This is a genomic window from Limnobacter sp., assembly GCF_036846585.1.
GTDB lineage: Bacteria > Pseudomonadota > Gammaproteobacteria > Burkholderiales > Burkholderiaceae_B > Limnobacter.
Window position 1 is genome coordinate 1 of the sequence record NZ_DAIUBR010000033.1, and the last position, 22,785, is coordinate 22,785.

Annotated in this window: 30 protein-coding genes; 10 read left to right on the top strand and 20 right to left on the bottom strand. The window is 53.3% G+C overall.

Going from position 1 to position 22,785, the window contains the following annotated elements:
* The 4 genes from V7028_RS12850 to V7028_RS12865 all read left to right on the top strand — a co-directional run.
* Positions 1 to 467: hypothetical protein (locus V7028_RS12850; RefSeq protein WP_334120480.1), on the top strand; the 467-nt coding region annotated here is incomplete at its 5' end.
* Positions 454 to 1,191 carry a hypothetical protein gene (locus tag V7028_RS12855; RefSeq protein WP_334120481.1) on the top strand — a complete coding sequence of 246 codons (738 nt, stop codon included), beginning with the start codon at positions 454 to 456 and terminating at the stop codon, positions 1,189 to 1,191. The genes V7028_RS12850 and V7028_RS12855, both read left to right, overlap by 14 nt.
* 62 nt (positions 1,192 to 1,253) lie before the next feature.
* Positions 1,254 to 1,736 carry an Hcp family type VI secretion system effector gene (locus tag V7028_RS12860; RefSeq protein ID WP_334120482.1) on the top strand — a complete coding sequence of 161 codons (483 nt, stop codon included), beginning with the start codon at positions 1,254 to 1,256 and terminating at the stop codon, positions 1,734 to 1,736.
* Positions 1,737 to 1,819: 83 nt separating this feature from the next.
* Positions 1,820 to 2,236: a hypothetical protein gene (locus tag V7028_RS12865; RefSeq protein WP_334120483.1), complete on the top strand. Its 417-nt coding sequence runs from the start codon at positions 1,820 to 1,822 to the stop codon at positions 2,234 to 2,236.
* A gap of 42 nt (positions 2,237 to 2,278) precedes the next feature.
* Here V7028_RS12865 and panD read toward each other — a convergent pair whose 3' ends face one another.
* The 8 genes from panD to V7028_RS12905 all read right to left on the bottom strand — a co-directional run bounded on the left by panD (position 2,279) and on the right by V7028_RS12905 (position 8,382).
* On the bottom strand, positions 2,279 to 2,659 hold the full coding sequence (gene panD, locus V7028_RS12870) for an aspartate 1-decarboxylase (RefSeq protein ID WP_334120484.1): 381 nt from the start codon (positions 2,657 to 2,659) through the stop codon (positions 2,279 to 2,281).
* Positions 2,659 to 3,510, bottom strand: a complete 852-nt coding sequence (gene panC / locus V7028_RS12875) for a pantoate--beta-alanine ligase (RefSeq protein ID WP_334120485.1) — start codon at positions 3,508 to 3,510, stop codon at positions 2,659 to 2,661. Before panC ends, panD begins: the two co-directional genes overlap by 1 nt.
* A gap of 7 nt (positions 3,511 to 3,517) precedes the next feature.
* On the bottom strand, positions 3,518 to 4,348 hold the full coding sequence (gene panB / locus V7028_RS12880; protein WP_334120486.1) for a 3-methyl-2-oxobutanoate hydroxymethyltransferase: 831 nt from the start codon (positions 4,346 to 4,348) through the stop codon (positions 3,518 to 3,520).
* A 32-nt stretch (positions 4,349 to 4,380) separates the two neighbouring features.
* On the bottom strand, positions 4,381 to 5,028 hold the full coding sequence (locus V7028_RS12885; protein ID WP_442918743.1) for a deoxynucleoside kinase: 648 nt from the start codon (positions 5,026 to 5,028) through the stop codon (positions 4,381 to 4,383).
* A gap of 70 nt (positions 5,029 to 5,098) precedes the next feature.
* Positions 5,099 to 5,590, bottom strand: coding sequence for a 2-amino-4-hydroxy-6-hydroxymethyldihydropteridine diphosphokinase (gene folK, locus V7028_RS12890; protein WP_334120488.1), 492 nt, complete (start codon positions 5,588 to 5,590; stop codon positions 5,099 to 5,101).
* A complete protein-coding gene (gene pcnB, locus V7028_RS12895; protein WP_334120489.1) occupies positions 5,587 to 7,044 on the bottom strand; it encodes a polynucleotide adenylyltransferase PcnB in 1,458 nt (485 codons plus the stop codon). The genes folK and pcnB overlap by 4 nt, the downstream gene beginning before the upstream one ends.
* Positions 7,041 to 7,706: an HAD family hydrolase gene (locus V7028_RS12900; protein WP_334120490.1), complete on the bottom strand. Its 666-nt coding sequence runs from the start codon at positions 7,704 to 7,706 to the stop codon at positions 7,041 to 7,043. The genes pcnB and V7028_RS12900 overlap by 4 nt, the downstream gene beginning before the upstream one ends.
* The gene (locus V7028_RS12905; protein ID WP_334120491.1) at positions 7,687 to 8,382 is read right to left on the bottom strand and encodes an HdaA/DnaA family protein; all 696 of its coding nucleotides are present in this window, start codon (positions 8,380 to 8,382) and stop codon (positions 7,687 to 7,689) included. Before V7028_RS12905 ends, V7028_RS12900 begins: the two co-directional genes overlap by 20 nt.
* 158 nt (positions 8,383 to 8,540) lie before the next feature.
* Between V7028_RS12905 and purM the strand changes: the two genes are divergently transcribed.
* Positions 8,541 to 9,581: a phosphoribosylformylglycinamidine cyclo-ligase gene (gene purM / locus V7028_RS12910; RefSeq protein ID WP_334120492.1), complete on the top strand. Its 1,041-nt coding sequence runs from the start codon at positions 8,541 to 8,543 to the stop codon at positions 9,579 to 9,581.
* 107 nt (positions 9,582 to 9,688) lie between these two features.
* Here the strand turns inward: purM and V7028_RS12915 are convergent, their stop codons facing one another.
* From V7028_RS12915 to queG, 4 genes are read right to left on the bottom strand one after another with little or no spacing between them, the layout of a single operon-like run.
* Positions 9,689 to 9,970 (bottom strand): hypothetical protein, encoded by a 282-nt coding sequence (locus tag V7028_RS12915; RefSeq protein ID WP_334120493.1) that lies wholly within the window; start codon positions 9,968 to 9,970, stop codon positions 9,689 to 9,691.
* The gene (locus V7028_RS12920; protein ID WP_334120494.1) at positions 9,967 to 10,233 is read right to left on the bottom strand and encodes a hypothetical protein; all 267 of its coding nucleotides are present in this window, start codon (positions 10,231 to 10,233) and stop codon (positions 9,967 to 9,969) included. Before V7028_RS12920 ends, V7028_RS12915 begins: the two co-directional genes overlap by 4 nt.
* Positions 10,233 to 10,724, bottom strand: a complete 492-nt coding sequence (locus tag V7028_RS12925) for a hypothetical protein (protein WP_334120495.1) — start codon at positions 10,722 to 10,724, stop codon at positions 10,233 to 10,235. Before V7028_RS12925 ends, V7028_RS12920 begins: the two co-directional genes overlap by 1 nt.
* 3 nt (positions 10,725 to 10,727) lie before the next feature.
* Entirely contained in the window at positions 10,728 to 11,819 is a 1,092-nt protein-coding gene (gene queG, locus V7028_RS12930) for a tRNA epoxyqueuosine(34) reductase QueG (RefSeq protein WP_334120496.1), read from the bottom strand.
* On the opposite strand from queG, the gene tsaE reads away from it, so the two are divergent.
* Genes tsaE through miaA form a run of 4 tightly spaced genes read left to right on the top strand, consistent with a single transcriptional unit; the run spans position 11,818 to position 16,523 of the window.
* The gene (tsaE, locus tag V7028_RS12935) at positions 11,818 to 12,315 is read left to right on the top strand and encodes a tRNA (adenosine(37)-N6)-threonylcarbamoyltransferase complex ATPase subunit type 1 TsaE (RefSeq protein ID WP_334120497.1); all 498 of its coding nucleotides are present in this window, start codon (positions 11,818 to 11,820) and stop codon (positions 12,313 to 12,315) included. The two genes, queG and tsaE, sit on opposite strands and share 2 nt — an antisense overlap.
* A 3-nt stretch (positions 12,316 to 12,318) precedes the next feature.
* Complete coding sequence (locus V7028_RS12940; RefSeq protein WP_334120498.1) at positions 12,319 to 13,662, top strand: N-acetylmuramoyl-L-alanine amidase; 1,344 nt, start codon at positions 12,319 to 12,321, stop codon at positions 13,660 to 13,662.
* A gap of 30 nt (positions 13,663 to 13,692) precedes the next feature.
* A complete protein-coding gene (gene mutL / locus V7028_RS12945) occupies positions 13,693 to 15,552 on the top strand; it encodes a DNA mismatch repair endonuclease MutL (RefSeq protein ID WP_334120499.1) in 1,860 nt (619 codons plus the stop codon).
* 11 nt (positions 15,553 to 15,563) lie between these two features.
* Entirely contained in the window at positions 15,564 to 16,523 is a 960-nt protein-coding gene (miaA, locus tag V7028_RS12950; protein ID WP_334120500.1) for a tRNA (adenosine(37)-N6)-dimethylallyltransferase MiaA, read from the top strand.
* A 102-nt stretch (positions 16,524 to 16,625) separates the two neighbouring features.
* Here the strand turns inward: miaA and V7028_RS12955 are convergent, their stop codons facing one another.
* The 7 genes from V7028_RS12955 to rplM all read right to left on the bottom strand — a co-directional run bounded on the left by V7028_RS12955 (position 16,626) and on the right by rplM (position 21,128).
* Positions 16,626 to 17,525, bottom strand: a complete 900-nt coding sequence (locus V7028_RS12955; protein ID WP_334120501.1) for an AEC family transporter — start codon at positions 17,523 to 17,525, stop codon at positions 16,626 to 16,628.
* Positions 17,526 to 17,614: 89 nt separating this feature from the next.
* Positions 17,615 to 17,971 carry an iron-sulfur cluster insertion protein ErpA gene (gene erpA, locus V7028_RS12960; RefSeq protein ID WP_159568322.1) on the bottom strand — a complete coding sequence of 119 codons (357 nt, stop codon included), beginning with the start codon at positions 17,969 to 17,971 and terminating at the stop codon, positions 17,615 to 17,617.
* Positions 17,972 to 17,992: 21 nt separating this feature from the next.
* Positions 17,993 to 18,394, bottom strand: coding sequence for a bactofilin family protein (locus V7028_RS12965; RefSeq protein ID WP_334120502.1), 402 nt, complete (start codon positions 18,392 to 18,394; stop codon positions 17,993 to 17,995).
* Between the two features lie 12 nt (positions 18,395 to 18,406).
* Positions 18,407 to 19,123 carry a DUF6776 family protein gene (locus tag V7028_RS12970; RefSeq protein WP_334120503.1) on the bottom strand — a complete coding sequence of 239 codons (717 nt, stop codon included), beginning with the start codon at positions 19,121 to 19,123 and terminating at the stop codon, positions 18,407 to 18,409.
* Between the two features lie 19 nt (positions 19,124 to 19,142).
* The gene (gene argC, locus V7028_RS12975; RefSeq protein ID WP_334120504.1) at positions 19,143 to 20,186 is read right to left on the bottom strand and encodes an N-acetyl-gamma-glutamyl-phosphate reductase; all 1,044 of its coding nucleotides are present in this window, start codon (positions 20,184 to 20,186) and stop codon (positions 19,143 to 19,145) included.
* A 112-nt stretch (positions 20,187 to 20,298) separates the two neighbouring features.
* The gene (gene rpsI / locus V7028_RS12980; RefSeq protein WP_105027036.1) at positions 20,299 to 20,691 is read right to left on the bottom strand and encodes a 30S ribosomal protein S9; all 393 of its coding nucleotides are present in this window, start codon (positions 20,689 to 20,691) and stop codon (positions 20,299 to 20,301) included.
* An 8-nt stretch (positions 20,692 to 20,699) separates the two neighbouring features.
* Positions 20,700 to 21,128: a 50S ribosomal protein L13 gene (gene rplM, locus V7028_RS12985; RefSeq protein WP_334120505.1), complete on the bottom strand. Its 429-nt coding sequence runs from the start codon at positions 21,126 to 21,128 to the stop codon at positions 20,700 to 20,702.
* Between the two features lie 538 nt (positions 21,129 to 21,666).
* Between rplM and V7028_RS12990 the strand changes: the two genes are divergently transcribed.
* Positions 21,667 to 22,089 carry an OsmC family protein gene (locus V7028_RS12990; RefSeq protein WP_008251459.1) on the top strand — a complete coding sequence of 141 codons (423 nt, stop codon included), beginning with the start codon at positions 21,667 to 21,669 and terminating at the stop codon, positions 22,087 to 22,089.
* Here the strand turns inward: V7028_RS12990 and coq7 are convergent.
* The gene (gene coq7, locus V7028_RS12995; RefSeq protein ID WP_334120506.1) at positions 22,086 to 22,763 is read right to left on the bottom strand and encodes a 2-polyprenyl-3-methyl-6-methoxy-1,4-benzoquinone monooxygenase; all 678 of its coding nucleotides are present in this window, start codon (positions 22,761 to 22,763) and stop codon (positions 22,086 to 22,088) included. The two genes, V7028_RS12990 and coq7, sit on opposite strands and share 4 nt — an antisense overlap.
* Between the last annotated feature and the right edge of the window lie 22 nt (positions 22,764 to 22,785).

Here is a 22,785-nt window from a genome sequence, read left to right on the forward strand (position 1 = left end):
TACGCATTGGTCCAGACAACCTGATCTTTGATGTCAGGTGTTCTTTTGAAGGGCAGGGCGAGTGGCGAACTGTGAAGTATTCCAACAGCTTGATTGAAACGGATCAGCTATTGATCTTGAATTCAACGGGGACTTTGAATGTTACAGATCGTGTTGAACTGAGTGTTCGAGAGAACGTTGCTGCGTCCGCAGAGAGAATTCTTTTGAAAAGCATGGATGAATCAGAGTGCATCCTGATTGTTGCCGAGTCAAACAAAACAAATCCTTATCCCCCAAGCCTGATGCAAGAACCGCAGGACTGGCGCGAGTCTGTGGGCTATTCCATCGACTCCGGCTGTCGGGTTTTGGCCATCAATACGGGAAACCTGATTGCCGTGATGCCTGCGAATTCACCTGAAGATTTCTCAATCTACGGAATTCAATTCACAACAATACCGCTCGTCGAGGATGTGAATGCCAACCCTTGAACAAACACTGGTGATTGCGGGTGCTGCGGAAGGTAGTTTTTTCAATACCACCGACGTTCGCTACAAGCCCAGTGTGGCCAACGAGAATAGCGGTTTGTCATTCGGTGTTTTTCAGTTTGATGTCTCCACGAATGATGAAGCCAAGGCTGTGTTGAGTGCTATCTTGCGGCAAGCTGAAGTTGATGGGCGTATTGATGCGAGAACGGCGGACAGAATCTACGATCAGGCTGAACGGCGTAACGCAGGTGGAATGATGAACACGCCTGATTGGCAAATAGCCAAAGCGTTGCTGGCCAATGAGGACGCGCAAGTGATGATTGATGCGACCACCATGAAATATGCGAAAAGAAAAATGCTTGAGTACAACGCAATGACCTTACAAGCCAAAAAGGTGTGGGAGAGCAAGGTAAGTAAAAATTCGTCATTGATTTGTGACGCAGGTATTTTTAAAGACGGGAGCAAAGATAACCTGCACTTGTTCGCCTACCTGTTGGCCAATTTGAATCGATATCCAAAAAATAAGAGCGTATTTCAAGATTGGCTTGAAGGAAAAAACGTAAAAACGGCCACAGGGCCCGCAACTGGTTTTGAGTTGAAATGTCCACCCAGTTTGGACGAAATGCACAAGTTCTTTAGTAGCTTGCGTATTTGGGATGGTACGCAGGGAAACTACAAAAACTTGCGTGACAGATTGGATCCAGCACTAAAAAAGATTGGTGGATAACGGGTCATTTGATTTTCATTGCCTTTGCGATTGGGTAAAAATTTGAATTAAAGGAGTACTTTTTGAAAGTAGACATGTTTTTGAAAATTGGCGATGTGAAGGGTGATTCTGTCGATGCCAAACACAAGGGTGAGATTGAACTCATTCGGGCTAAGTGGGGTATTAGCTTGTCGTCAACAAATCAAACCGGGCGAGGCGGCTGTGTTGGGCGACCCGAACTCCAAGCGCTCTCCATTACCAAATATGTTGATCGTTCATCACCAGTACTGCACGCGCTGTGTTGTGCAGGCATGCAGTTTGAGCAGGATGTGCTGGTGAAGAGAAAGTCTGGCGCGATGCCACTGGAGTATTTTAAGTTCACAATGAAGGATGTGATTATTTCGAATGTATCAATGCATCTAGGCGAGGCTGATCAGCTCGATCAAGAGACTCTCACCTTGAGTTTTGCCGAGTATGTGGAAGAGTTCATTCCTCAGAACGCCGATGGTTCAAGTGGTGCAGCGGTTCGTCACGGATTCAATGTTGCAAAGAATCTGAAGCTTTGATTAATATCACGGGCCTCAATATTAGCGCTTCCGCTGTCGTCAAAGTATTCTTGCAAGTTGAGCAACTGTGAGAAATTAAGCCAATGAAGATGCAGACACAGGTCACGGGTAATGTTGGTATGTATTACGCCTGCTATAAGTTGTCGTGTATGGGGTGGAATGTAATGCCCACTGCAAGGAATGCACGTGGAATAGATATCATTGCCTACAGCAAAGAAGGTGCGGATTTTATTGGTGTACAGGTAAAAGCGTTGTCCAAAAGAAGCCCAGTTCCATTGGGAAGCTCAATCGACTCAATCCTGGGAGATTTTTGGTTAATTGTGAACAACGTCACTTCTGAGCCGAATGTCTACGTTTTGAAACCCGATGAGGTGAGAGAACTTGCCCATCGTGGAGAGAAGGATGGGAAAGTTTCGTTTTGGCTACAACCCAAATCGTATGAAAAACCGGAGTTTAAAGACGCTTGGCACAGAATCGGGTTCGGTCACGGTGATCAATAACACCATGAGCCAAGTCAACTGTAGGCTACGCTGATCCTCTGTTTAAATCTGCTGCGTGGGAATATACCCCCGCTGTTCAGCGATCACATTGTTGTCATCCACAAACACAAGCTTGGGCTGGAATGTTTTGCATTCCGTGTCGTCCAGCGTGCCATAGGCCGCGATAATTACCAAATCACCTTTTTGGGCGCGGCGTGCTGCGGCGCCATTCAGGGAAATCATGCCGCTACCGCGTTCACCCTTGATGGCATAGGTTGAAAAACGCTCACCGTTGTCGATCACGTAAATGTCAATGCGCTGGAATTCGATAATGCCCGAAGCCTCCAGCAGGTTTTCGTCAATTGCGCACGAGCCTTCATAGTGAAGTTCGCAGTGGGTCACTTTGGCCCGGTGAATTTTACCGAGCAACATTTCACGTTGCATTACGCAATCTCCAGATTGTCGATCAGGCGGGTTTGACCCAGCTTGGCCGCGGCCAAAATGACCAGCGGCGTTTGATCGGACAGGTTTTCATCGGTGGGGCGCTGCAGGTCTGCTTGCCTGCGTACCTCAAAATAATCGGGCTTCCAGCCACGGCTTGCCAGTGTGTCGGCACATTTGCGCTCCAATTGTACCAACTGGTCCAAATTCGGGCGACCCGATTTTACCTGATTCGAGAGATCATTCAAAAGTTGATACAAAAACGGTGCTTCGGCGCGGTCTTGCTGGTTCAGGTAGCGGTTGCGCGATGAGAGCGCCAAGCCGTCTTCGGCCCGAATGGTGGGTGCGGCGATGATTTCGATCGGCATAGCCAGCTGGGCCACCAGGCGGCGAATAATCATCAGCTGCTGGTAGTCTTTTTTGCCAAATACCGCCACTTTGGGTTGCACGCAGTTAAACAGCTTGGTCACCACGGTGCACACGCCTTCGAAGAAGCCGGGGCGGAACTCGCCTTCCAGTGTGCCACCCAGGTCGTCTGGTGGCTTCACACGGTAGTCTTGCGGTTCGGGGTAAAGGTCGCGCTCGGTGGGGGCGAACATCACGTACACGTGCTCTTTTTCCAGTTGGTCCGCGTCTTCCTGCATGGTGCGCGGGTACTTGTCAAAGTCTTCATTGGGGCCAAACTGCAGGCGGTTTACAAACACGCTGGCCACCACGGGGTCGCCATGCTTGGCCGCAATGCGCATCAGGGAAAGGTGTCCTTCGTGCAAATTGCCCATGGTGGGCACAAAAGCCACCCGGTTCTGGCCGCGCAGCTGGTCGCGCAGCTCGGTAATGGAGGAAATCTGTCTCATTGAATACTCAGAATGTGTGTTCGGCCGTGGGGAAGGTTTTGTCTTTTACAGCAGACACATAGGCCTGCACGGCAGCTTGAATCGAGGGCTGATTATCCATGAAATTGCGCACAAACTTCGGTTTTTTTCCTGGGAAAACATTCAGCATGTCGTGCAGCACCAAAACTTGTCCGTCGCAATCAACCCCGGCGCCAATGCCAATGGTGGGCACGGTCAGGCTTTTTGAAATGTCGGCGGCCAGTTTGCCCGGAATCAGTTCGAACAACACCAGTTGTGCGCCGGCTTCCTGCATGGCCTTGGCGTTTGTTTTCAATATCTTGGCTGCTTTTGCGTCGCGGCCTTGCACACGGTAACCGCCTAGCGCGCTGACCGACTGTGGGGTCAAACCCAGGTGCGCACACACGGGAATGTCGCGCGTGGTCAGGTATTCCACGGTGGGGGCCAGCCAGGCGGTGCCCTCCAGTTTCACCATGTTGGCGCCAGCGGACATCAGGCGGGCGGCATTTCGGTAGGCTTGTTCCACGCTTTCCTGGTAACTGCCAAACGGCATGTCGGCCACCACGAAGGCATTGGTGTTGCCCGCGGCCACGCAGCGGGTGTGGTACTCCATCATGTCCATGGTCACCGGCAGGGTGCTGGGCATACCGGCCAACACCATGCCCAGTGAATCGCCAATCAGCAAAATGTCCACGCCACTGGCATCGAGCACGCTGGCAAAGCAGGCGTCGTAACAGGTCAGCATGGCAATTTTTTCCTGATTCTGCTTCATCTCAAGCAGCGCAGGCAAGGTAATCGCTTTGCGTTTGCTGCCGGCAGCGGCTTGGGGTTGTGCGCTCATGGTGTGTGCTCTCGTGTTGTGCGTGTTGTGCTTTATTCCGACCAGTTGAAGAATTCGCGGCGGCCTTTCATGCCGTCGATCTGGTTCAGCAGCAGCTCGAAGTCTTCTGAATGGTCAACCGGGTTCAAGTGCTCGGTGTTCACAATCAACAGGGGGGCGTCGTCGTAGTGGTAGAAAAAGCGGCTGTATGCATCGCTTAACTGCGACAGATAAGCCTCGGTAATGTTGACCTCGTAAGGCGTGGCGCGTTTCTGCACGCGTTCAATCAGCGCCTGTGGCGAGGCCTGCAGATAAATGACCAAATCGGGCACACTGGTTTGTGGGCGCTGGTGCTGATAGATCTGCTGGTAAAGCTTCAGTTCTTCTTCGTCCAGCGTCAGGTTGGCAAACATGCGGTCTTTTTCCAGCAAAAAGTCGCTTACCACCATGTTCTCGAAAAAGTCGCGTTGCGTTAAATCCCGCAACTGGCCAATGCGCTGAAACAGAAAAAACAATTGTGTGGGCAGTGCATATCGCGCGGGCTCCTGGTAAAACTTTTCCAGAAACGGGTTGTCTTCAGGTTTTTCAAGCAGCAGTTCGGCCTGGAATCGCTGGGCGATCAAGCGGGCCAGCGAGGTCTTACCCACGCCAATGGGCCCTTCAATCACGATGTGGCGATACTTTTCTGACAACAAATTCAATCTCCGGTGGGTGTGGCTTGCGCGCGGCCTCAGTGTAGCGCACGGGTACTGCGGGCATTGGAAAAAAGGCTCAAATTGCCTTGACGATCTGATCCTGTGTGGCGGGCAAATAATTCCGGGCAAAACCCAAAGCCGGAATTTGCACATCCGGGTTCAGTTGCAGCAGCGGTTCCAGCACAAAGCGGCGCAGGTGCATGCGGGGGTGCGGCACGGTCAGGGTTGGCGTATTAACGGTTTGCTGACCAAACAAGAGTACATCCACATCAATGGGGCGCGGGGCGTTGCGCGTGGTGCGCACACGGCCCAATTGGGTTTCCAGGCCCAGGCAGGCCTTGAGCAACTCTTCAGCGCTGCCCAGCCATTGAATTTCCAGCACGGAATTGACGTAATTCGGGCCAGTGGCATCCACCGGGGCGCTTTCATAGCGGGGCGATTCTTTTACATTCCGGGACAGCGGGTGGCGCTGAAAATATTGCACCACTTCGTCGAACAGCGCCATGGGGTGGCCCAAATTGCCACCCAGGCCCAAATAACACGGGGTGTCACTGGAAAGCCCTTTCACTCGTCTTGCTGCCCTTGTTCGGTCGCGCCAGTGTTCTGGCCGCCAACACTGATTTTGGGTTTTCTACGGCGTCTTTTCTTCTTGGCCGCGCCGTCCGTGCCGGCAGGTGTGCCGCGAAGGGCCTCCAGCATGTTTTCGCGGTTGTTCACTTCACCGTCGCTGAATTCACGCCACCACTTGGCCAATTCCACGTCAGCGTCGATATCACCCACCATGGCACGCAGCTCGTAAAAATCAAGCGATGCGCGGAATTTCTGTTGTTCCAGCATGCGAAACGGGGCCTTGCCGGCGCGTTTTTCAAAACGGGGCTGGAAGGCCCAAATTTCACGCATGTCGCCTGTCAGGCGGCGCGGAATGGCGGTGCGTTCGGCTTGCTCGGCCAGTACATCGTCCATGGCTGCAAACAGGGCAGGGAATTTCAATTCACCTTGCTCCAGCTTTTCTTCCCAGCTTTCCAAAACCAGGTGCCACAACAAACAGGCGAACAGGAAGCCAGGGCTGAGTGGTTTGCCTTCTTTGACTCGCTTGTCGGTGCGGGCCAGCGCCTCGGTCAGGAAAGGCTCGCCACGCTCGTGTTCCAGAATGGCGTCGAGCAGCGGAAATACGCCGTGGTGCAAACCCGCTTCACGCAGACCTTTCAGGCAGGCCATGGCCGAACCGCTCATCAGCAGTTTCAGCATTTCATCAAACAGCCGGGAAGCCGGTACATTGCGCAGCAAGTCGGCCAGCTCTGCAATGGGCGCGTAAGTGGCTGGTTCAATGTCGAAATTCAGCTTCGCGGCAAAGCGCACCACGCGCAGCATGCGCACCGGGTCTTCGCGATAACGCAGGCTGGGTTCGCCGATCATGCGCAGCAAATTGGCACGCAGGTCTTCCATGCCGTGGTGGTAGTCCCACACGGTTTCGGTACTGGGGTCGTAATACATGGCGTTCACGGTGAAGTCGCGGCGCGAAGCATCTTCATCCTGACGACCGAATTCATTGTCGCGCAGCACGCGGCCATGTTCGTCTTTCTCGTTGCTGGCGCTGGCCAGTGCACGGAAGGTGGATGTTTCAATGGTTTCCGGGCCGAACATCACATGCACGATCTGGAAGCGGCGCCCAATAACCCGCGCACGGCGGAACAGGCGCTGGGTTTGATCGGGGCTGGCGTCGGTGGCCACGTCGAAGTCTTTGGGGCGCATGCCCAGCAGCAGGTCGCGCACCGCACCGCCCACCACGAAGGCTTTGTAACCCTTGCTTTGCAGGGTTTCACACACGCGAATGGCATTGTGGCTGACCAGCCGTTTGTCAATTTTGTGCTCGGCCACACCCCACACTTTGGGTTTGTGTACGCCATAGCTGGCTTTGACTTTTCTGGATTCGCCCATGTTCAGGTGGGCCGCCGGTTTTTGGGCCTCACGCCCCAGTGTGGCGGGTTTTGAGAACATGCGTTTGAACAGTTTTTTGATCATTTGAACAACTCAAGTACGGGCCAGCCTCGGGCTTGCGCGATTTCTGTCAGTTTTTGGTCGGGGTTTGCAGCCACAGGGTGGGTGACGCATTCCAGCAGGGGCAGATCGTTGATCGAGTCGCTGTAAAAGTGGCTACTCTCGAAGCTGTCCATGGCCCAGTTTTTTTCCGCCAACCAATCGTTCAGGCGTGTCACTTTGCCTTCCCGAAAGCTTGGCAGGCCATCCACTTTGCCGGTGTATTCACCGTTCACCAGTTCAGGTTCGGTGGCAATCAAGGCTTCGATGCCAAATGCCCGGGCAATGGGCTGGGTAATGAAGCTGTTGGTGGCCGTGATGATCACGCACACCGCATTGTCGGCCTGATGCTGTTTCACAAGTTCCACTGCACCGGGCTTGATGTTGGGGCGGATCACTTCCTCCATGAACTCATGGTGCCAAATCGTCAGTTGGGCGCGTTTGTTGTCGCGCAGGGGGCGCAGCTGGAAGTCGAGAAATTCATCAATGTTCAAGGTGCCCGCTTTGTAGTCGGCATAGAACTGATCATTTCTGGCTTCAAATTCAGCGCGGTCCAGCACCCCTTTGTCGATGAGGAATTGCGACCAGCCGTGGTCGGAATCAATCGGCAACAGGGTGTTGTCCAGGTCAAAAAGTGCGAGTTTCATATTCTCGAATTACCAGACTTTCTCGTCGTTTCATCCAGTGTCGCAGCAAATTCACGCTCACTGGTTTTTGTTGTTCAAGGGAAAAGCGATCCAGCCCATCCATCACCGCCATCAGCGAACCCATGTCACGCTGAAAATAACGCAGAGCGTATTCAATCACTTCCTCGCTAAGCTGCAGGCCGCGCGATGTTGCCATGGCTTGCAGTGCTTCGTATTTCTCGTGGTCGCTCAAGGGTTGCACGCGCAGGCACAGGCCCGCTTCAATGCGCGTGCGCAAGTCGTCTCGCAGCTTTAATTCAGCCGTTGGAAACCCGCCCGCCAAAATGATTTTACCGGGTTTGTTCTCGGCCAGGCTTGAATTGAAGGCGTTGAACAACTGCACCTGTGAATAGGGGGTCAGTTGTTCGATGTTGTCGATCACCAAAGCCTGTTCGCTGGGCTTGAACACAAAGCGGTTGTTGCCCGCCACCACATTCACTCCCAACTCGGCAGCAATACCCCGCAATAAATGGCTTTTGCCGCAACCGGGGGGGCCATACACGTAAATAAAGGGGCTGGTGCTTTGCTTGCCACGCAGTTGCTGCAATTCATGCACAAGCTGGCCATTTTGCCCCACCAGAAAGTTGGACAGCGTGGGCCTTGGGGGCGTGAAGACATCGAGAAGCAACTGTTGCATGGGCATTGCCAAAGCGGGGGGAGAATCAAGCAGCCCCCAATAATACCCTTGAATGGCACTTTTTAAGCCTTGTCTCGGTTAAAATAAGCCCAATCGCGCTTGCGGCCAAAAACCTGATGCAAGCACCTCAGCCCCACAATTTTTCGGATCGAATTTCAATGAATTCTCCCTTGACCTACAAAGACGCTGGCGTCGACATGCAAGCCGGCGACGATCTGGTAGATGCCATCAAACCCTTGGCCAAACGCACCATGCGCCCCGGCGTGTTGGCAGGTATTGGCGGTTTTGGTGCCATGTTTGAAGTGCCCAAGGGCTTTAAAGAGCCCGTGCTGGTTTCCGGTACCGACGGTGTAGGTACCAAACTTCGTTTGGCCTTTGAATGGAATATTCACAACACGGTGGGTATTGATTTGGTTGCCATGAGCGCCAACGATATTTTGGTGCAGGGTGCTGAACCCCTGTACTTCCTCGACTATTTCGCGTGTGGCAAGCTTGATGTAAAAACAGCAGCCAGCGTGGTGGGCGGCATTGCTTACGGTTGTGAACAGGCGGGTTGCGCACTGATCGGCGGCGAAACGGCGGAAATGCCTGGCATGTACCCCGACGGTGAATACGACCTGGCTGGTTTTGCGGTGGGCATTGTTGAGAAGTCTGAAATTCTGGATGCCAGCAAAGTGAAAGCGGGCGACGTTATTCTTGGCCTGGCTTCCAACGGCATTCACTCCAATGGTTTTTCGCTGGTGCGCAAAATTCTGGAACGTGCGCAACCTGATTTGAACCAGCTGTGCGACGGTATCCCGCTGCGTGAAGCCATCATGGCCCCCACACGCATGTATGTGAAGCCCGTGCTGGAATTGATCAAGAAAGTACCTGTGCATGCATTGGCCCACATCACTGGCGGTGGTCTGGTTGAAAACATTCCCCGCGTATTACCAGACAACCTTGTGGCCGAACTGGATCGCGGGACCTGGCCAGAAACTGAATTGTTCAAGTGGCTGCAGGAAAATGGCCAGGTACCGTTTGATGAAATGAACCGTGTGTTCAACTGCGGCATTGGCATGATTGTCGTGTTGTCGGCAGAACAAGCCACGGCTGCCATGAATTTGCTGGCTGCGGCTGGTGAAAAGGTTTACCAGGTGGGTGTGGTGCGTCCGCGTGCTGAGGGTGAAGCGCATACGATCGTTAGGCCTGCAAAATAAACCGAGCCAGTTATTTGACGTAACATCAATTCAAACCTGAACCAGCCCAAGCGGATTGGGCTGGTTCAGGTTTGAATCATGCTTGGCCAGCTGTATCGACTTACGTTTCACTTGGGTTGTTCTTTTTGCTCAGTCAAAAGTGAGTCCTCTAGCAGCCAACCTCTTTTCCCGTTACGCTCAACCTCCAAATAGCGATCCACTTTGCCGTAGCTGAAATCACCTTTGCTGCACGCAGTGCCCGATTTAACAGTGAAGTATTGATCTGAATTTACAGCGGTGTAAATTTTTAAATCTTTGAGCGTTATCCAGTGGCTGCCTGGGGTCTCGCTCAAGCAAGCAAAAAGACATGCAAACAGCGTAAATCGTATTAAGTTGGCTATGCGGCTCATGAGCTATTCTTGGTTTTCTTAAAGTGGTAGGGATAAACAACCCAGCCCTCGCCCTTGTCGCATTTGATTTGGCGATGCTTGTACGCTTTCACAATGGTTTCTTTGCCCAGCAGGCAGGTCGTCCCTTGGTCAACTGAAAAAATGATTTGATCTTTTTCGTCTGCATTTTTGTAAACATCGACTTGTTTTGTGGCGGTTTGGGGCATCCAAGTTTGACCGCACCCAAGTAGTAAAAAAGCAAAAAACCACTTGGTTTTATTCATCAAAACAAATCGTGCTCTTCGATTCCTTGTTGTGTAACCTTCAGTTTTACACGGAAAAATTTTTTGGTCAGTTTTGGGTTTGCTCGCGTCGCCAATCGATGATATTTACGAAACGTCAGTATTAGCTCCGCTTGATCGGAACTCGCTACTTTGCTTTTGGAGTCGGCCCAGTCCGCTTTGACGAACTCGCCTTTCACCTGCAGTGCGTGCACTTGAACTTCCGGCAGTTCATCAAAAGTTGCAGAGGTGATCACATGTTTGTTTTTGCAAACGCCTCCTGTTTCCAGAGCACACCTTTCATCGCGAGCCGGTGTAGCAAAAAGTCTTAGCATCAGGCCTTTCTCATGTCCCGGGCTGTATTGATTCAGTTCAATAACTTCCGCGTAGGCAAGATTGTTCTTGAGAATTTGGTCTTCAACCCCTTCTGCCCAACATAGGTTTGTAATCAAGGCGAGATAGCTGCCTGCCAGGAATTTTTGAATCCAATTCATCATTCAATCCACTGAAAATCGTTCAAGCGCCCAATCAATGTGCTCGGTCAAAAACGCATCAGCACTGGCCCGCATGCCAAGCAGCGCGTCTCGAATACCCGCAACCCCCACGCTGTTGCCTGCGGCCACGGCCAAATTCCTTCTAAACCTTTTGTAGCCAATCCGCCGAATGGCACTGCCCTCGGTAAGTTTTAAAAATTCTTCCTCGGTCCAGCGCATCATGACAAACCAGTCCGGCTGATCAAATTCCTTTCGCGGATTGAAATCTGCGTATTCTGCCGGCTTTGCAAATTTGTTCCAGGGGCAGGCCAGTTGGCAGTCATCACAGCCGTAAATCCGGGTGCCTATTAGTGGGCGCAGTTCAACGGGTATTGCGCTGTCGTGCTCAATGGTCAAATACGAAATGCAACGCCGGGCATCCACCAAGTAGGGCTTCACAATGGCGCGGGTAGGGCACACGGTCATGCAGCTGCTGCAACTGCCGCAGTGGTTCTTTTCAAACGCATCGCTTACCGGCAGTGGCATGTTGGTGAACACTTCGCCCAGGAAAAAAAGCGAACCTTCATCCGGGTGAATCAGCAAGGTGTGTTTACCCCGCCAGCCCAGGCCAGCCTTGCGTGCAATTTCCACTTCAGCTGTGGGCGCGCTGTCCACGGCCACTCGAAACCCGTAGCCGCACACTTGGGTATTCACCGCATCGGCAAATCGTTTTAATCGCTGGCGAATTACCTTGTGGTAATCGCGTCCCCGGGCATACAAACTGACATAGGGTTTCTCGCAGGCCTCAATCTCACTTAGGGTTTTCTCGGTGAATGTCGCCGCATCGGGTTGGTTCAGCGTTGTTACAGGTACGTAGGGTACGCGCAGTGATACGATTCGAATCGCACCGGGAAACACCGTGTCGGCATTCAGGCGGTTCAGTCCATGGCGTTCCATGTACGCCATCTCGCCGTGCATGCCCGCGTTGAGCCAAGCCTGCAAATGGGGTTCGCAGGCCTGTAAATTGGTGTCGCTTACGCCCATGCAGCCCAAGCCCTGTGCTTTGGCTACACTTTGCAACAATGCCCAGTTCTCTTGTTCCTGATGAGCCTGCATGAAAACGTATACCCGCTATTTACCTGATGACGCCGCAACCTACAGTGTAGGTGAAAAGCTGGCGCAACTTGCCCAGGCACCGCTTCGCATCTATCTTTCCGGGCCACTTGGGGCCGGTAAAACAGCACTGGTGCGAGCGTTTTTACGCTCCTTGGGGGTACAGGGCGCGGTCAAAAGCCCCAGCTATGCGTTGGTAGAACCTTACAATTTCTCGAATTATTCTGTGTATCACTTTGATTTTTATCGATTCTTCGATCAGAATGAGTGGCAAGAGTCCGGGTTCCGCGATTACTTTGAGGAAAATGCCGTCTGTTTGGTCGAATGGCCAGAGAAAGCCGGTGGTTTACTGCCCCAAGCGGATCTTGAAATCGAGTTGAGTTATCAGCTTGACGACAAACCCGAAGCCAGTCCTGAAACAGCAGGCCGGCGCATTGAAGTGAACGCCCTTTCGCCGAAAGGGCAGGTGCTGATAGAACAACTGAGCAAACAACAATAGCCTATGAATTCGCGTCGCGACTTGTTGAAAACCGTGGGGGCTGGAATGCTCCTGAAGCTGATCCCGGTGGGTGCTTTTGCGGCCGATCTGGTGAGGTTTGTTGATGTGCGCCTGTGGCCCGCTGATGAATACACTCGGGTCACGCTAGAGCACGCTGGCGCGATCAAGTACAAACACTTCCTGATTGAAAATCCCTGGCGCATGGTGATCGACCTGCTCGACATGCGGCTCGACAGCACACTGAAAGACCTCACCAGCCGCTTGCAGGCTGACGATCCTTATGTTCAGCAAATTCGTGTTGCGCAGTACGATGCCAACACCGTACGCTTGGTGTTCGACCTGAAAACCGAGGTGAAGCCGGAAATTTTCACGATCGATCCTATTGCAGAATACAAAAACCGCTTCGTGGTCGATTTTTACCCCAAGAACCCCACAGACCCGCTGCTGGCCTTGTTAAAAAAGTCAGAAGACCCCGCAATGCGGGAGGACGAAATTTCCCGCGCGCTGCGTCTGGCTGAATCCGAGACCAATGGTGCCTTCAAGCTCGAAGGCATTGCGCCAGAACAATCGCAGAAAACCGACGTGGCCAAGGCCAAGCCCAATGCACCCGTTGACAGCAAACCGGCATTGGAAATGAAGCGCATGTTCACCGTGGCCATTGACCCCGGGCATGGTGGTGAAGACCCCGGTGCAGTGGGCAAAGGCGGAACCTACGAGAAAAACGTGGTGCTGGCCATCAGCAAAAAGCTGAAAGCTGAAATTGACAAAATGCCTGGCATGCGCGCCATGCTGACCCGCAATGGCGACTTTTTTGTACCCTTGAATACGCGTGTGCAGAAGGCCCGCAGCGTGAATGCCGACCTGTTTGTGTCGGTGCATGCAGATGCCTTCATCCGCCCAACTGCGGGTGGTTCATCGGTCTACGTGTTGTCCGAGAGGGGGGCCACAAGCACTGCGGCCAAGTGGATTGCCAACAAGGAAAACGCATCTGATTTAATTGGTGGCGTGAACATCAAAGGCACTGATGCACAGCTGGCCAGGGTTTTGCTCGACTTGTCCACCACTGCGCAAATCAATGACAGCCTGAAGCTGGGCGATGCCGTGCTGGGCAATCTGGGTAAGGTCAACCGCTTGCACAAACCCAGGGTGGAGCAGGCCGGGTTTGCCGTGTTGAAGGCTCCCGATATCCCGTCGATTCTTATTGAAACAGCCTTCATCAGTAACCCGGCCGAAGAAAAGAAGCTTGCCAATTCTGCGCATCAACAGGAACTGGCCGAAGCCATTGCGCGGGGCATCGCCAAATACTTTGCCAAGAACCCGCCTGTGGCCCGCACTCCGCTTACCTAAATTTACTGCTTAGCCACTTATAATGGGCGGATGAAACACCGCCCAATATCCCTGTTGCCCGATGTGCTGATCAGCCAAATCGCCGCTGGCGAAGTGGTGGACCGGCCAGCCTCTGTTGTTAAAGAGTTGCTTGAGAATGCACTGGACGCGGGTGCGTCTGAAATCACCATCCGCATTGACGGTGGGGGCATTCAGCGCATCTGCATTCAAGACAACGGGAAAGGCATACCCAAAGACGAACTCGAGTTGGCCGTTATGCGCCACGCCACCTCAAAAATCCAGTCTTTGAATGAATTGGAAAGCGTGATGAGCCTTGGCTTTCGGGGCGAAGCGCTGGCATCCATCGCATCGGTCAGCCAATTTGGCTTGAGCAGCTTCCCGGCCGGGCAGGAAAGTGCTTACTGCATCAGCAACCACAGCGGAAGCTGGCTTGTTGAGCCATCGCCGGCCAGCCCCGGTACCACCGTGGATGTTCAATCGCTGTACTTCAGCACGCCGGCCCGGCGCAAGTTTCTGAAAACCGAGCAAACTGAATTTTTTCATTGTCTGGATGTGGTCAAGCGCATGGCCTTGGCCAACCCGTCCGTTACCTGGCTCGTGTATCGCGATGGCAAACTGCAAAGTCGCTTTCAGGAAAGCAGCTGGAGCGCCCGCGTGTTCAGCATTCTCGAGCCCATGGCCAATGGTGCGTCAAAGCCTATTGAAGTGCGGGCCGCTGACATGCAGTTGCATGGTGCCGTGGGCCTGCCCGATGCAGCCCGCGGAAAAGGCGACATGCAGTTTTTCTATGTGAATGGGCGGTTTGTGAAAGACAAGCTGATCAACCACGCTGTCAGGTCTGCTTACGAAGATGTGTTGCATGGTGACAAATTTCCATCATTTGTGCTGTTCTTGAATTTGCCCGCCAACGAAGTGGACGTGAACGTGCACCCCGCCAAAACCGAAGTCCGTTTCCGCAACGCACGCGCCGTGCACCAGTGGGTCCGGCAGTCCATCCAGGCTTGCCTGGCGCCTTCCCGTGCCGTGGTTCAGCTTAGCGAGGCCAGCGGGGCCAATGACGCTGGTGAACTTCCTGCACCCAGCGCGCCAACTGTGGCAAGCGGCAATGTGTGGCGAAGCGCCAACGGCGGGGCATCTGCTGTTCAGGTTCAGCCCAAAAGCGCGGCCTTGCCGTTTTTGCGCGAAGAACTGGCCGATTACATTCAGGCCTACCGGCCATTGGACGCCGCGCCCCGGCCCACGCAAATCATTGCGCAGCCCAAAGCGGTGTATGCCGAACCAGCGAAACACACAGCAGAGGACGTCGACTATTTGGGCCAGGCCATTGCCCAGGTGCACGGCATTTACATTCTGGCCCTGCGGCCCGATGGCATGGTGGTAGTGGACATGCACGCCGCCCACGAACGCGTACTGTACGAGCAATTCAAACATGCGCTGGACAACCAGCAAACCATTTCATCGCAAGAACTGCTGGTGCCACTGCTAGTGCAAATCGACCCACGCCTGGCCAGTGAAGTGGACAACGGCCAGCACTTGTGGGAAAAGCTGGGTTTCAGGTTGAGCTTGATTTCAACGCAGGAAATTGCCGTGCGCGCTGTGCCCACCATGCTGGCTGACCAGGATTTGTCGGCCCTGCTGCAACAGTGGCTTGAAGACCTTCATCAGTACGGCGTGGCACACGTGTTGGAACGGCAGCGCAACGAATGGCTCGCCGGGCTGGCGTGCCACACGGCAGTGCGGGCCAATCGCAAACTCACCGTTCCGGAAATGAACGCCTTGCTGCGTTCCATGGAACGCACCGAACGGTCGGACCAATGCAACCACGGCAGGCCCACCTGGCGCCATTTCAGCCTGTCTGAAATGGACAAGTGGTTCTTGCGTGGGCAGTAAGGAGTTGGATCATGGCTGATCAGGCACCCCATAGCATTCCCGCACTTGCCGTGCTTGGGCCCACCGCATCGGGCAAATCAGCCTTGGGTTTGTGGATGGCCGACCAAGGCTTTCCAATTGAAATCATCAGCCTGGATTCCGCACTTGTGTTTCGCGACATGGACATTGGCACTGCCAAGCCCACGCCGCAGGAGCTGGCCATGGTGCCGCACCATTTGATCGACATTATCACCCCCAGTGAAGCCTTCAGTGCTGCCGAATTTGTTGAGCAATGCCACATCCTGATCGATGACATCCGGGCCCGGGGTAAAGTCCCCGTTATTCTGGGGGGCACCATGATGTATTACAAAACCCTGGTCAGCGGGATGGACGACCTGCCCGTGGCCAATCCCGCCATTCGTCAGGCCATCGAGCAGCAAGCCGCAGCAGAGGGTTGGCCCGCAATTCACGCACAACTGGCCGTGGTGGATCCGGCCACAGCCGCGCGCCTGAAACCCAACGATTCGCAGCGCTTGCAACGTGCGCTGGAAGTGTTTCAAATCACAGGCAAACCGCTGTCCGCTTTTCATGTGCGCGATCAGCAGGCCGACGCCGTCATTCCAACACTGGCCATCGAGCCTTCCGATCGCGCCGTGCTGCACAAACGCATCGAAGCGCGTTTTCACGCGATGCTTGAACAAGGTTTGATTGAAGAGGTGATTGAACTGCGCCACAACCATGTACTGGACGAAACCATGCCGTCGATGCGCTGTGTGGGCTATCGGCAAGTGTGGGAATATTTGCACGGCACGTGCACCCACCAGGACATGACGGAAAAGGGCATTGCCGCCACCCGTCAACTGGCCAAGCGGCAAATTACATGGCTGCGGTCCACTGCCAACAAGGAAGTGGTTGACCCGCTGTCGCCTGATTGGCTTGATCGCATCAAGCCCTGGATACAGCGGCAAGTTGACTTGTTGATGCCGCGGTAAATGCCAGAACCGATGTCGGCTGGCGAGTCAACTTGAATATTTGTCCAAATCAGTGCGGAATCGGGCAACCCCGCCGAGTTGGCAAAAGCACCAGCAAAGCATTTACAACGGAAATCGCTGCACAGCCGCAAACACCAATGGCAATGTAAATGCCGCGCCCACAGTCGACATTGAAATGAGGCATGCCACCAGCGGTGCATTGCCGCCCATGCGTGCGGCCAGAATGTAGGCACTGGATGCCGAGGGGATGGCCGAGAACACCAGAAGCACCACCGCCTGTTCTTCCGGCAAGTTCATGAAGTGCGCGTACAGCACAGCCACCAATGGGGCAGCCACCAGTTTGACGGTCAACCACCAGATCGAAACGGCCCAATTTCCTTTCAAGCCGGAAAACACCAGCCCCGACCCCACTGCCAGCAAGCCCAGCGACACGGCGGCTTGTGCCAGCCGTTCCAGGGTCAGCATCATGGGTTCTGGCACCTGAACGCCCAGCAGTTTGGCCGCAATGCCCAGGCTGGTGCCAATAATGAGCGGGTTCTTCAAAATTTCAAGAAAGGCGGTAAAGCGCCCGCCCTTGCTCATGGTGCCTACAGCCAACACATTGCAAAGTGGCACACAAAGGGCCAGCAAAATGGCAATGTTCGCCACGGCCGATTGCCCACCCAGGCGGCTGGCAAGGGCCAGACCGATGTAAGAATTAAACCGGTAAGCTGTTTGCAGGCCTGACGCAAAATCCACTCGGCCCATTTTGTTGACCAGCAGGCCCAGCCAGCCCAGTACAAATGATGCAAGCACGATCGCGGGGCCACCCAAAGCAAATGAACCCACGGTGTTTACGTTGAAATTGCTGGACACCACCGAGAAAAACAACAGGCAGGGAAACAGCACGAAGTACACCAGTTTCTCAATGGTGACCCAGGCAGCAGGTGCCATCCAGAAGCGGCGCAGTAAATAGCCCAGCGCAATGATGGCGAAATCAGGAAAAAGAAGTAGTGGAGACAATTGAATGTGTTTGTTTGGCCAATAAAAAACCCACCCTAGGGTGGGTTTAATCGATCAGGTCTGGATTAATGTGCCAGCCCGCTTCCGGTTTACACCGAGAAAGAGGATCCGCAGCCACAGGTAGTTGTGGCATTTGGGTTCTTGATCACGAATTGCGCGCCGTTGATGTCTTCCTTGTAATCAATTTCTGCGCCAGTCAAATACTGGTAACTCATGGAATCGATCAAAAGGGTCACGCCGCCTTTGTCCAAAGCGGTGTCGTCTTCGTTCACGTCTTCATCAAAGGTAAAGCCGTACTGGAAACCAGAGCACCCACCACCCTGCACGAATACGCGCAGCTTCAGGTTGGGGTTGCCTTCTTCGTTGATCAGGTCGCGCACTTTTGCTGCGGCTGAATCGGTGAAGACCAATACGCTGGGTTGTTCTGTCGTAGTTACTTCCATCATGTCCTGCCTATGTGCTGGATTTTACTTGCTTGATGCCAATGCCAGCCTGCTTGGCACCACTTCTTCACTTTCGTGATGCAAAGTGCCGTCAACAACAGCACCCGGATGCATCTCCAATGCTCTATATCTTACGTCACCTGAGACATTTGCGGAAGGGTGAAGTTCCAGAAGCTGATTGGCTTCTATCGGGCCTTCAATCAGGCCGCTGACCACAACATGGCCCACGCGCACGCTGCCGCGCACCTTGCCGGTCTCGGAAATGACCAAAAGTGACTGTGAGCTTTCGTCGGCCACCACGTTGCCATCCACCTCACCGTCAATTCGCAGACCACCTTTGAAGTGTAAATCCCCTTTAAGCACCATGTCGGCGCCTACCAAACTTTGAATGGGTAACAGCCGCTTTGCATTCTTCTTCGAAAACATGTGTAAACCCCTTCACAGTTTGATGGTTGATTGGGCGCGTATGGCGCCCGCATCCAGAATTCTCATTTCCACGCTTTGCAGCTTGCTGTCTTCCGCGAGGGAAAACATGCCCGACACCCTTGAAAAACGGGTCAGTTTGATTTTGAACTGGGGATCCTCGGACGACTCTGCGTTCGGTAAAACTATGACACTGGATCCGTCTTTGTTCAACACTTTAATCAGTACCTGCACATTCAGGGTAATTTCCGGGCGTTGGCTACCTTGAATCACGAGTGCCTTGTAGCGGTATTGACCTGGAATGGTGTCCTTGCTCACCTGCAAACGCTTCAGCGAAATGGCGCCCTGAAGGCTGCCTGGGATAAAACCTTCAAAAAATGCCAGGTCTTCTTTCAACTTGGCATTTTCCGATTCCAGGTTGCTGATCAGCAAGTTCAGCTTGCTTCTCGCTTCTTTGTCCAGCTTCACCAGTTCATTGGTGCGTGAAATTTCGTCCTGCATTTCAATGGTTTTGGCTTGAAGTTCGGCCAGTTGGTCATTCAACACTTCAATTTCCTGGGTGGAAAACAAGCCCTGAATGGCATTGTCCTTGGGTCCCCAGATCGCATAAGCTGCGCATGCGCCCAAAATGACAAGGCCCAGCAGCAGGCCGTAAGCGAATGCAAACCGGGAGGACCGTTTAACCCCCGGAAGCAGTGTTCGTCGTGAATGGTGTGTTTTTTTCGGGTTCAAACCAGCAAATCCTTTGGACTCAAGGCGACAGCGGTAGCTGTTCCAGGCCCATGTGTTCGGGCAAATCAAACATGGCATTCATGGCTTGAACGGCCTGGCCTGCAGCGCCTTTCACCAAGTTGTCGATCACCGACAAAATGACCAGCGTGTCGCGGCCTTGCGGGCGGTGCAAGGCGATGCGCACAAAGTTGGAGCCGCGAACCGACTTGGTTTCGGGCTGTGAGCCCTTGGGCATCACATCTACAAAGTACTCGTTGGCATAGTGTTGCTCGTAAAGCGCCTGAATGTCGGTGTTTTTGCCCTGTTCGTTCAGCTTCACATAGCATGTTGCCAAAATACCGCGCACCATGGGCACCAGGTGGGGGGTAAAGGTAATTTGGGTTTTGCGGCCTGAAATCAATTCAAGGCCTTGTTCAATTTCGGGCAGGTGGCGGTGGCCGCTTACGCCATAGGCCTTGAAGCTCTCTGCTGCTTCCGAGAACAGCGAACCCACTGCAGCCTTGCGGCCAGCGCCCGAAACACCCGATTTACAATCGGCCACAATGTTGTTCTCATCGATCAGCGGTGTTGTCTGGCTGATCAAGGGTTTCAACGCCAGTTGAACCGCTGTGGGGTAACAGCCTGCCAGCCCCACCAGTTTGGCCTTTTTCAGCTCAGCGCGTGCTGATTCCACCAGGCCATAGCAGGCTTGGCCTAAAAGTTCTGGCTCTGAATGAGGCATGCCGTACCACTTTTCGAACTCGGCAGTGTTTTTCAGACGAAAGTCTGCGCCCAAATCAATGACGCGTATGCCTGCATTCACCAGTTCAGCAGACTGGGCCATGGCCACGCCATGGGGCGTGGCGAAAAATACCACGTCGCAATTTTTCAATGATTCAAACGTAGGTTCTGAAAAAGCAATGTTCACGCGTTTGCGTAGCGCCGGGAACATGTCTGCCACCGGTTGACCCGCTTCGCCTCGCGATGTGATTGCTTTCAGTTCGGTCTGCGGGTGCAGGGCCAACAGGCGAAGAAGTTCAGAGCCTGTGTAACCGGTTCCGCCGACGATGCCTACCTTGATCATGAGTAATCCTTGTGCTGAAAAGAAAAAAAGCCGCACATTTGTGCGGCTTTCGATTGTAACCCAGCTGGGAGGGCTGCTGGGTGTAAGCGTTCTTTGAATCTTAACGCTTGTTTTATCGCTTGGAGAACTGCTTGCGACGACGTGCGCCACGCAGACCCACTTTCTTACGTTCAACTTCACGTGCATCACGTGTAACCAAGCCTGCTTTGGACAGGGTTGGCTTCAGTTCTGCGTCGAAGTCGATCAAGGCACGTGTCAAACCGTGACGAACTGCGCCAGCCTGGCCAGTTTCGCCGCCGCCGCGTACGTTTACCTTGATGTCAAAAGTCTCAACGTTCTCGGTCAGTACCAAAGGTTGACGTGCAACCATCTGGCCTGTTTCGCGAGCGAAGTATTCAGTCAAAGGCTTGCCGTTCACGATGAACTGGCCAGTACCTTTCTTGATAAAAACACGGGCCACTGAGCTTTTGCGGCGACCGGTTCCGTAATTGTATTCACCAATCATGGTTCACCTCAGATTTCAAGTGGCTTGGGTTGTTGTGCGGAATGCGGGTGCTCTGCTTCGGCGTAGATCTTCAACTTCTTGATCATCGCGTAGCCCAGAGGACCTTTTGGCAACATGCCTTTCACAGCTTTCTCCAGCGCGCGGCCGGGGAAGCGTTCCTGCATCTTGTCAAAGTTCGTTTCGTAAATGCCGCCGGGGTAGCCAGAGTGACGGAAATACTTTTTGTTCAGGCCTTTTGTGCCAGTAACCCGCAGTTTTCCTGCGTTTACAACAACAATGAAGTCGCCTGTGTCGATGTGCGGTGTGAACTCAGGTTTGTGCTTACCACGGAGGCGGCGTGCAACTTCACTGGCTACACGTCCCAACACCTTGTCGGTGCCGTCGATCACAAACCACTCTTGTTTAACCTCGCCTTGTTTGGCTGAGTAGGTTCCCATGATTTTTCCTTAAAGATAAAAAAGTGCTTTTTTTTACCTGTCTCCCCACTTGTACATGCAGCCCACAATTAGTATGCAGGTCGGCAGCCGAAGGGCTCTCCCAACAGGTAACCCGCGATTTTAGCAAAGTTTTTTGCTTTCGGTTAAACTTTTTTGGGTTCTGGGTAAAAAAAACCCAAGCACTGTGAGGCGCTTGGGTTTAATCCACCAAAGGAGGAGGGTGGAGGAGACAACTTTGCACTGGGGAAAAAACGCTTCTGAAGGTTTTCAGTGGTTCATCCAAGTGACTACAAGTCAAATTCTAGATACTTTTCTGCTGCGGCGCAAGAGTTGATTTTATTTGTCCGAAAAAAGCAACTTATAATTAAATTCTAAATAAATAAAAAAATACTCAATAAAAACAATGTGTTGTGATAAATAAAAGTGACTACTTGGTTATTTTTTCAGGCGGTATTTTGAAATAGAGGTGTTTTTCAGTTTCTGTTCAGTAAATATTGTGCGTGGCACAATGAGCAATCAATCATAAAGAAGGAGTTCTATGGAAGCCGAAGTCAGTTGGTCCGGGTTGCCCGGCATGTCATTTGTAGCCACCACCGGAAGTGGTCATATGTTGTGTATGGACGGCGCCCCTGATGGTGGCGGCAATAACCTGGCACCGCGCCCCATGGAAGTGGTGCTGGCGGGCACTGGTGCGTGTACCGCTTACGATGTGGTGTTGATTTTGCGCAAAAGCGGGCAAGACATTCGCGATTGCAAAGTGAAAATGAGTGCCGAACGTGCTGAAGAGGCACCCAAGGTGTTCACCAAAATTAATTTTCACTTTCAGGTGATTGGCCGCGGCCTCAAGCCCAACCTGGTTGACCGTGCCATCAAGTTGTCGCACGAGAAATACTGTTCAGCGTCTGCCATGCTGGGTAAAACAGCCGAACTGGTGTTCACGCACGAAATTATAGAAGACTAAATTTTCTGCGCAAGTGTGGTCATGACCTTCGACATGGCGGTCATGGCCAGCTTCACGGGCATGGGCAGGTTGTTTGCCCCTTGGTCAATGGCAGTTTGCCCATGCACAATTTCATCTTGACGCATTTGTTCCAGTATTGCCCGCGATTGCTGATCGCCTGCGGGCAGCCGGCCCAAGTGGTCATTCAGGTGCTTTTCCACCTGTTTCTCGGTTTCAGCCATAAAGCCCAGGCTAACTTTGTCGCCCAGCGTGCCTGCTACAAAGCCCAGTGCAAAAGCACCGCCGTACCAAAAGGGGTTCAGCAGGCTGGGGCGTGCGCCCAGTTGGTCCAGCCGTTCCTGTGTCCAGGCCAAGTGGTCGGCTTCTTCTTTCGCTGCATGGCCAAACAGGGCTTTCTTGTGTGGGTCTTTGCTGGCCAGGGCCTGTGCCTGGTATAGCGCTTGGGCACAAATTTCGCCCACATGGTTCACGCGCATCAGGCCGATTACCTGTGCTTTTTCAGTGTCGGTCAAATTGTTCTGAGGCAGATTCCGGCCCGCAGGGTTGGGCCGTTGGGCCACTGGCGTGGCCGCCAGGGTTTTCAGGGCTTTGTCGACCTCGCCCAGCACCGCATCCATTGATGGAAGTGTTGGAAAAGCGGGGAATTTTGGAAAGCGGGAACCTTGATTTGGCATTAATGCGCACCAATCCTGTGTT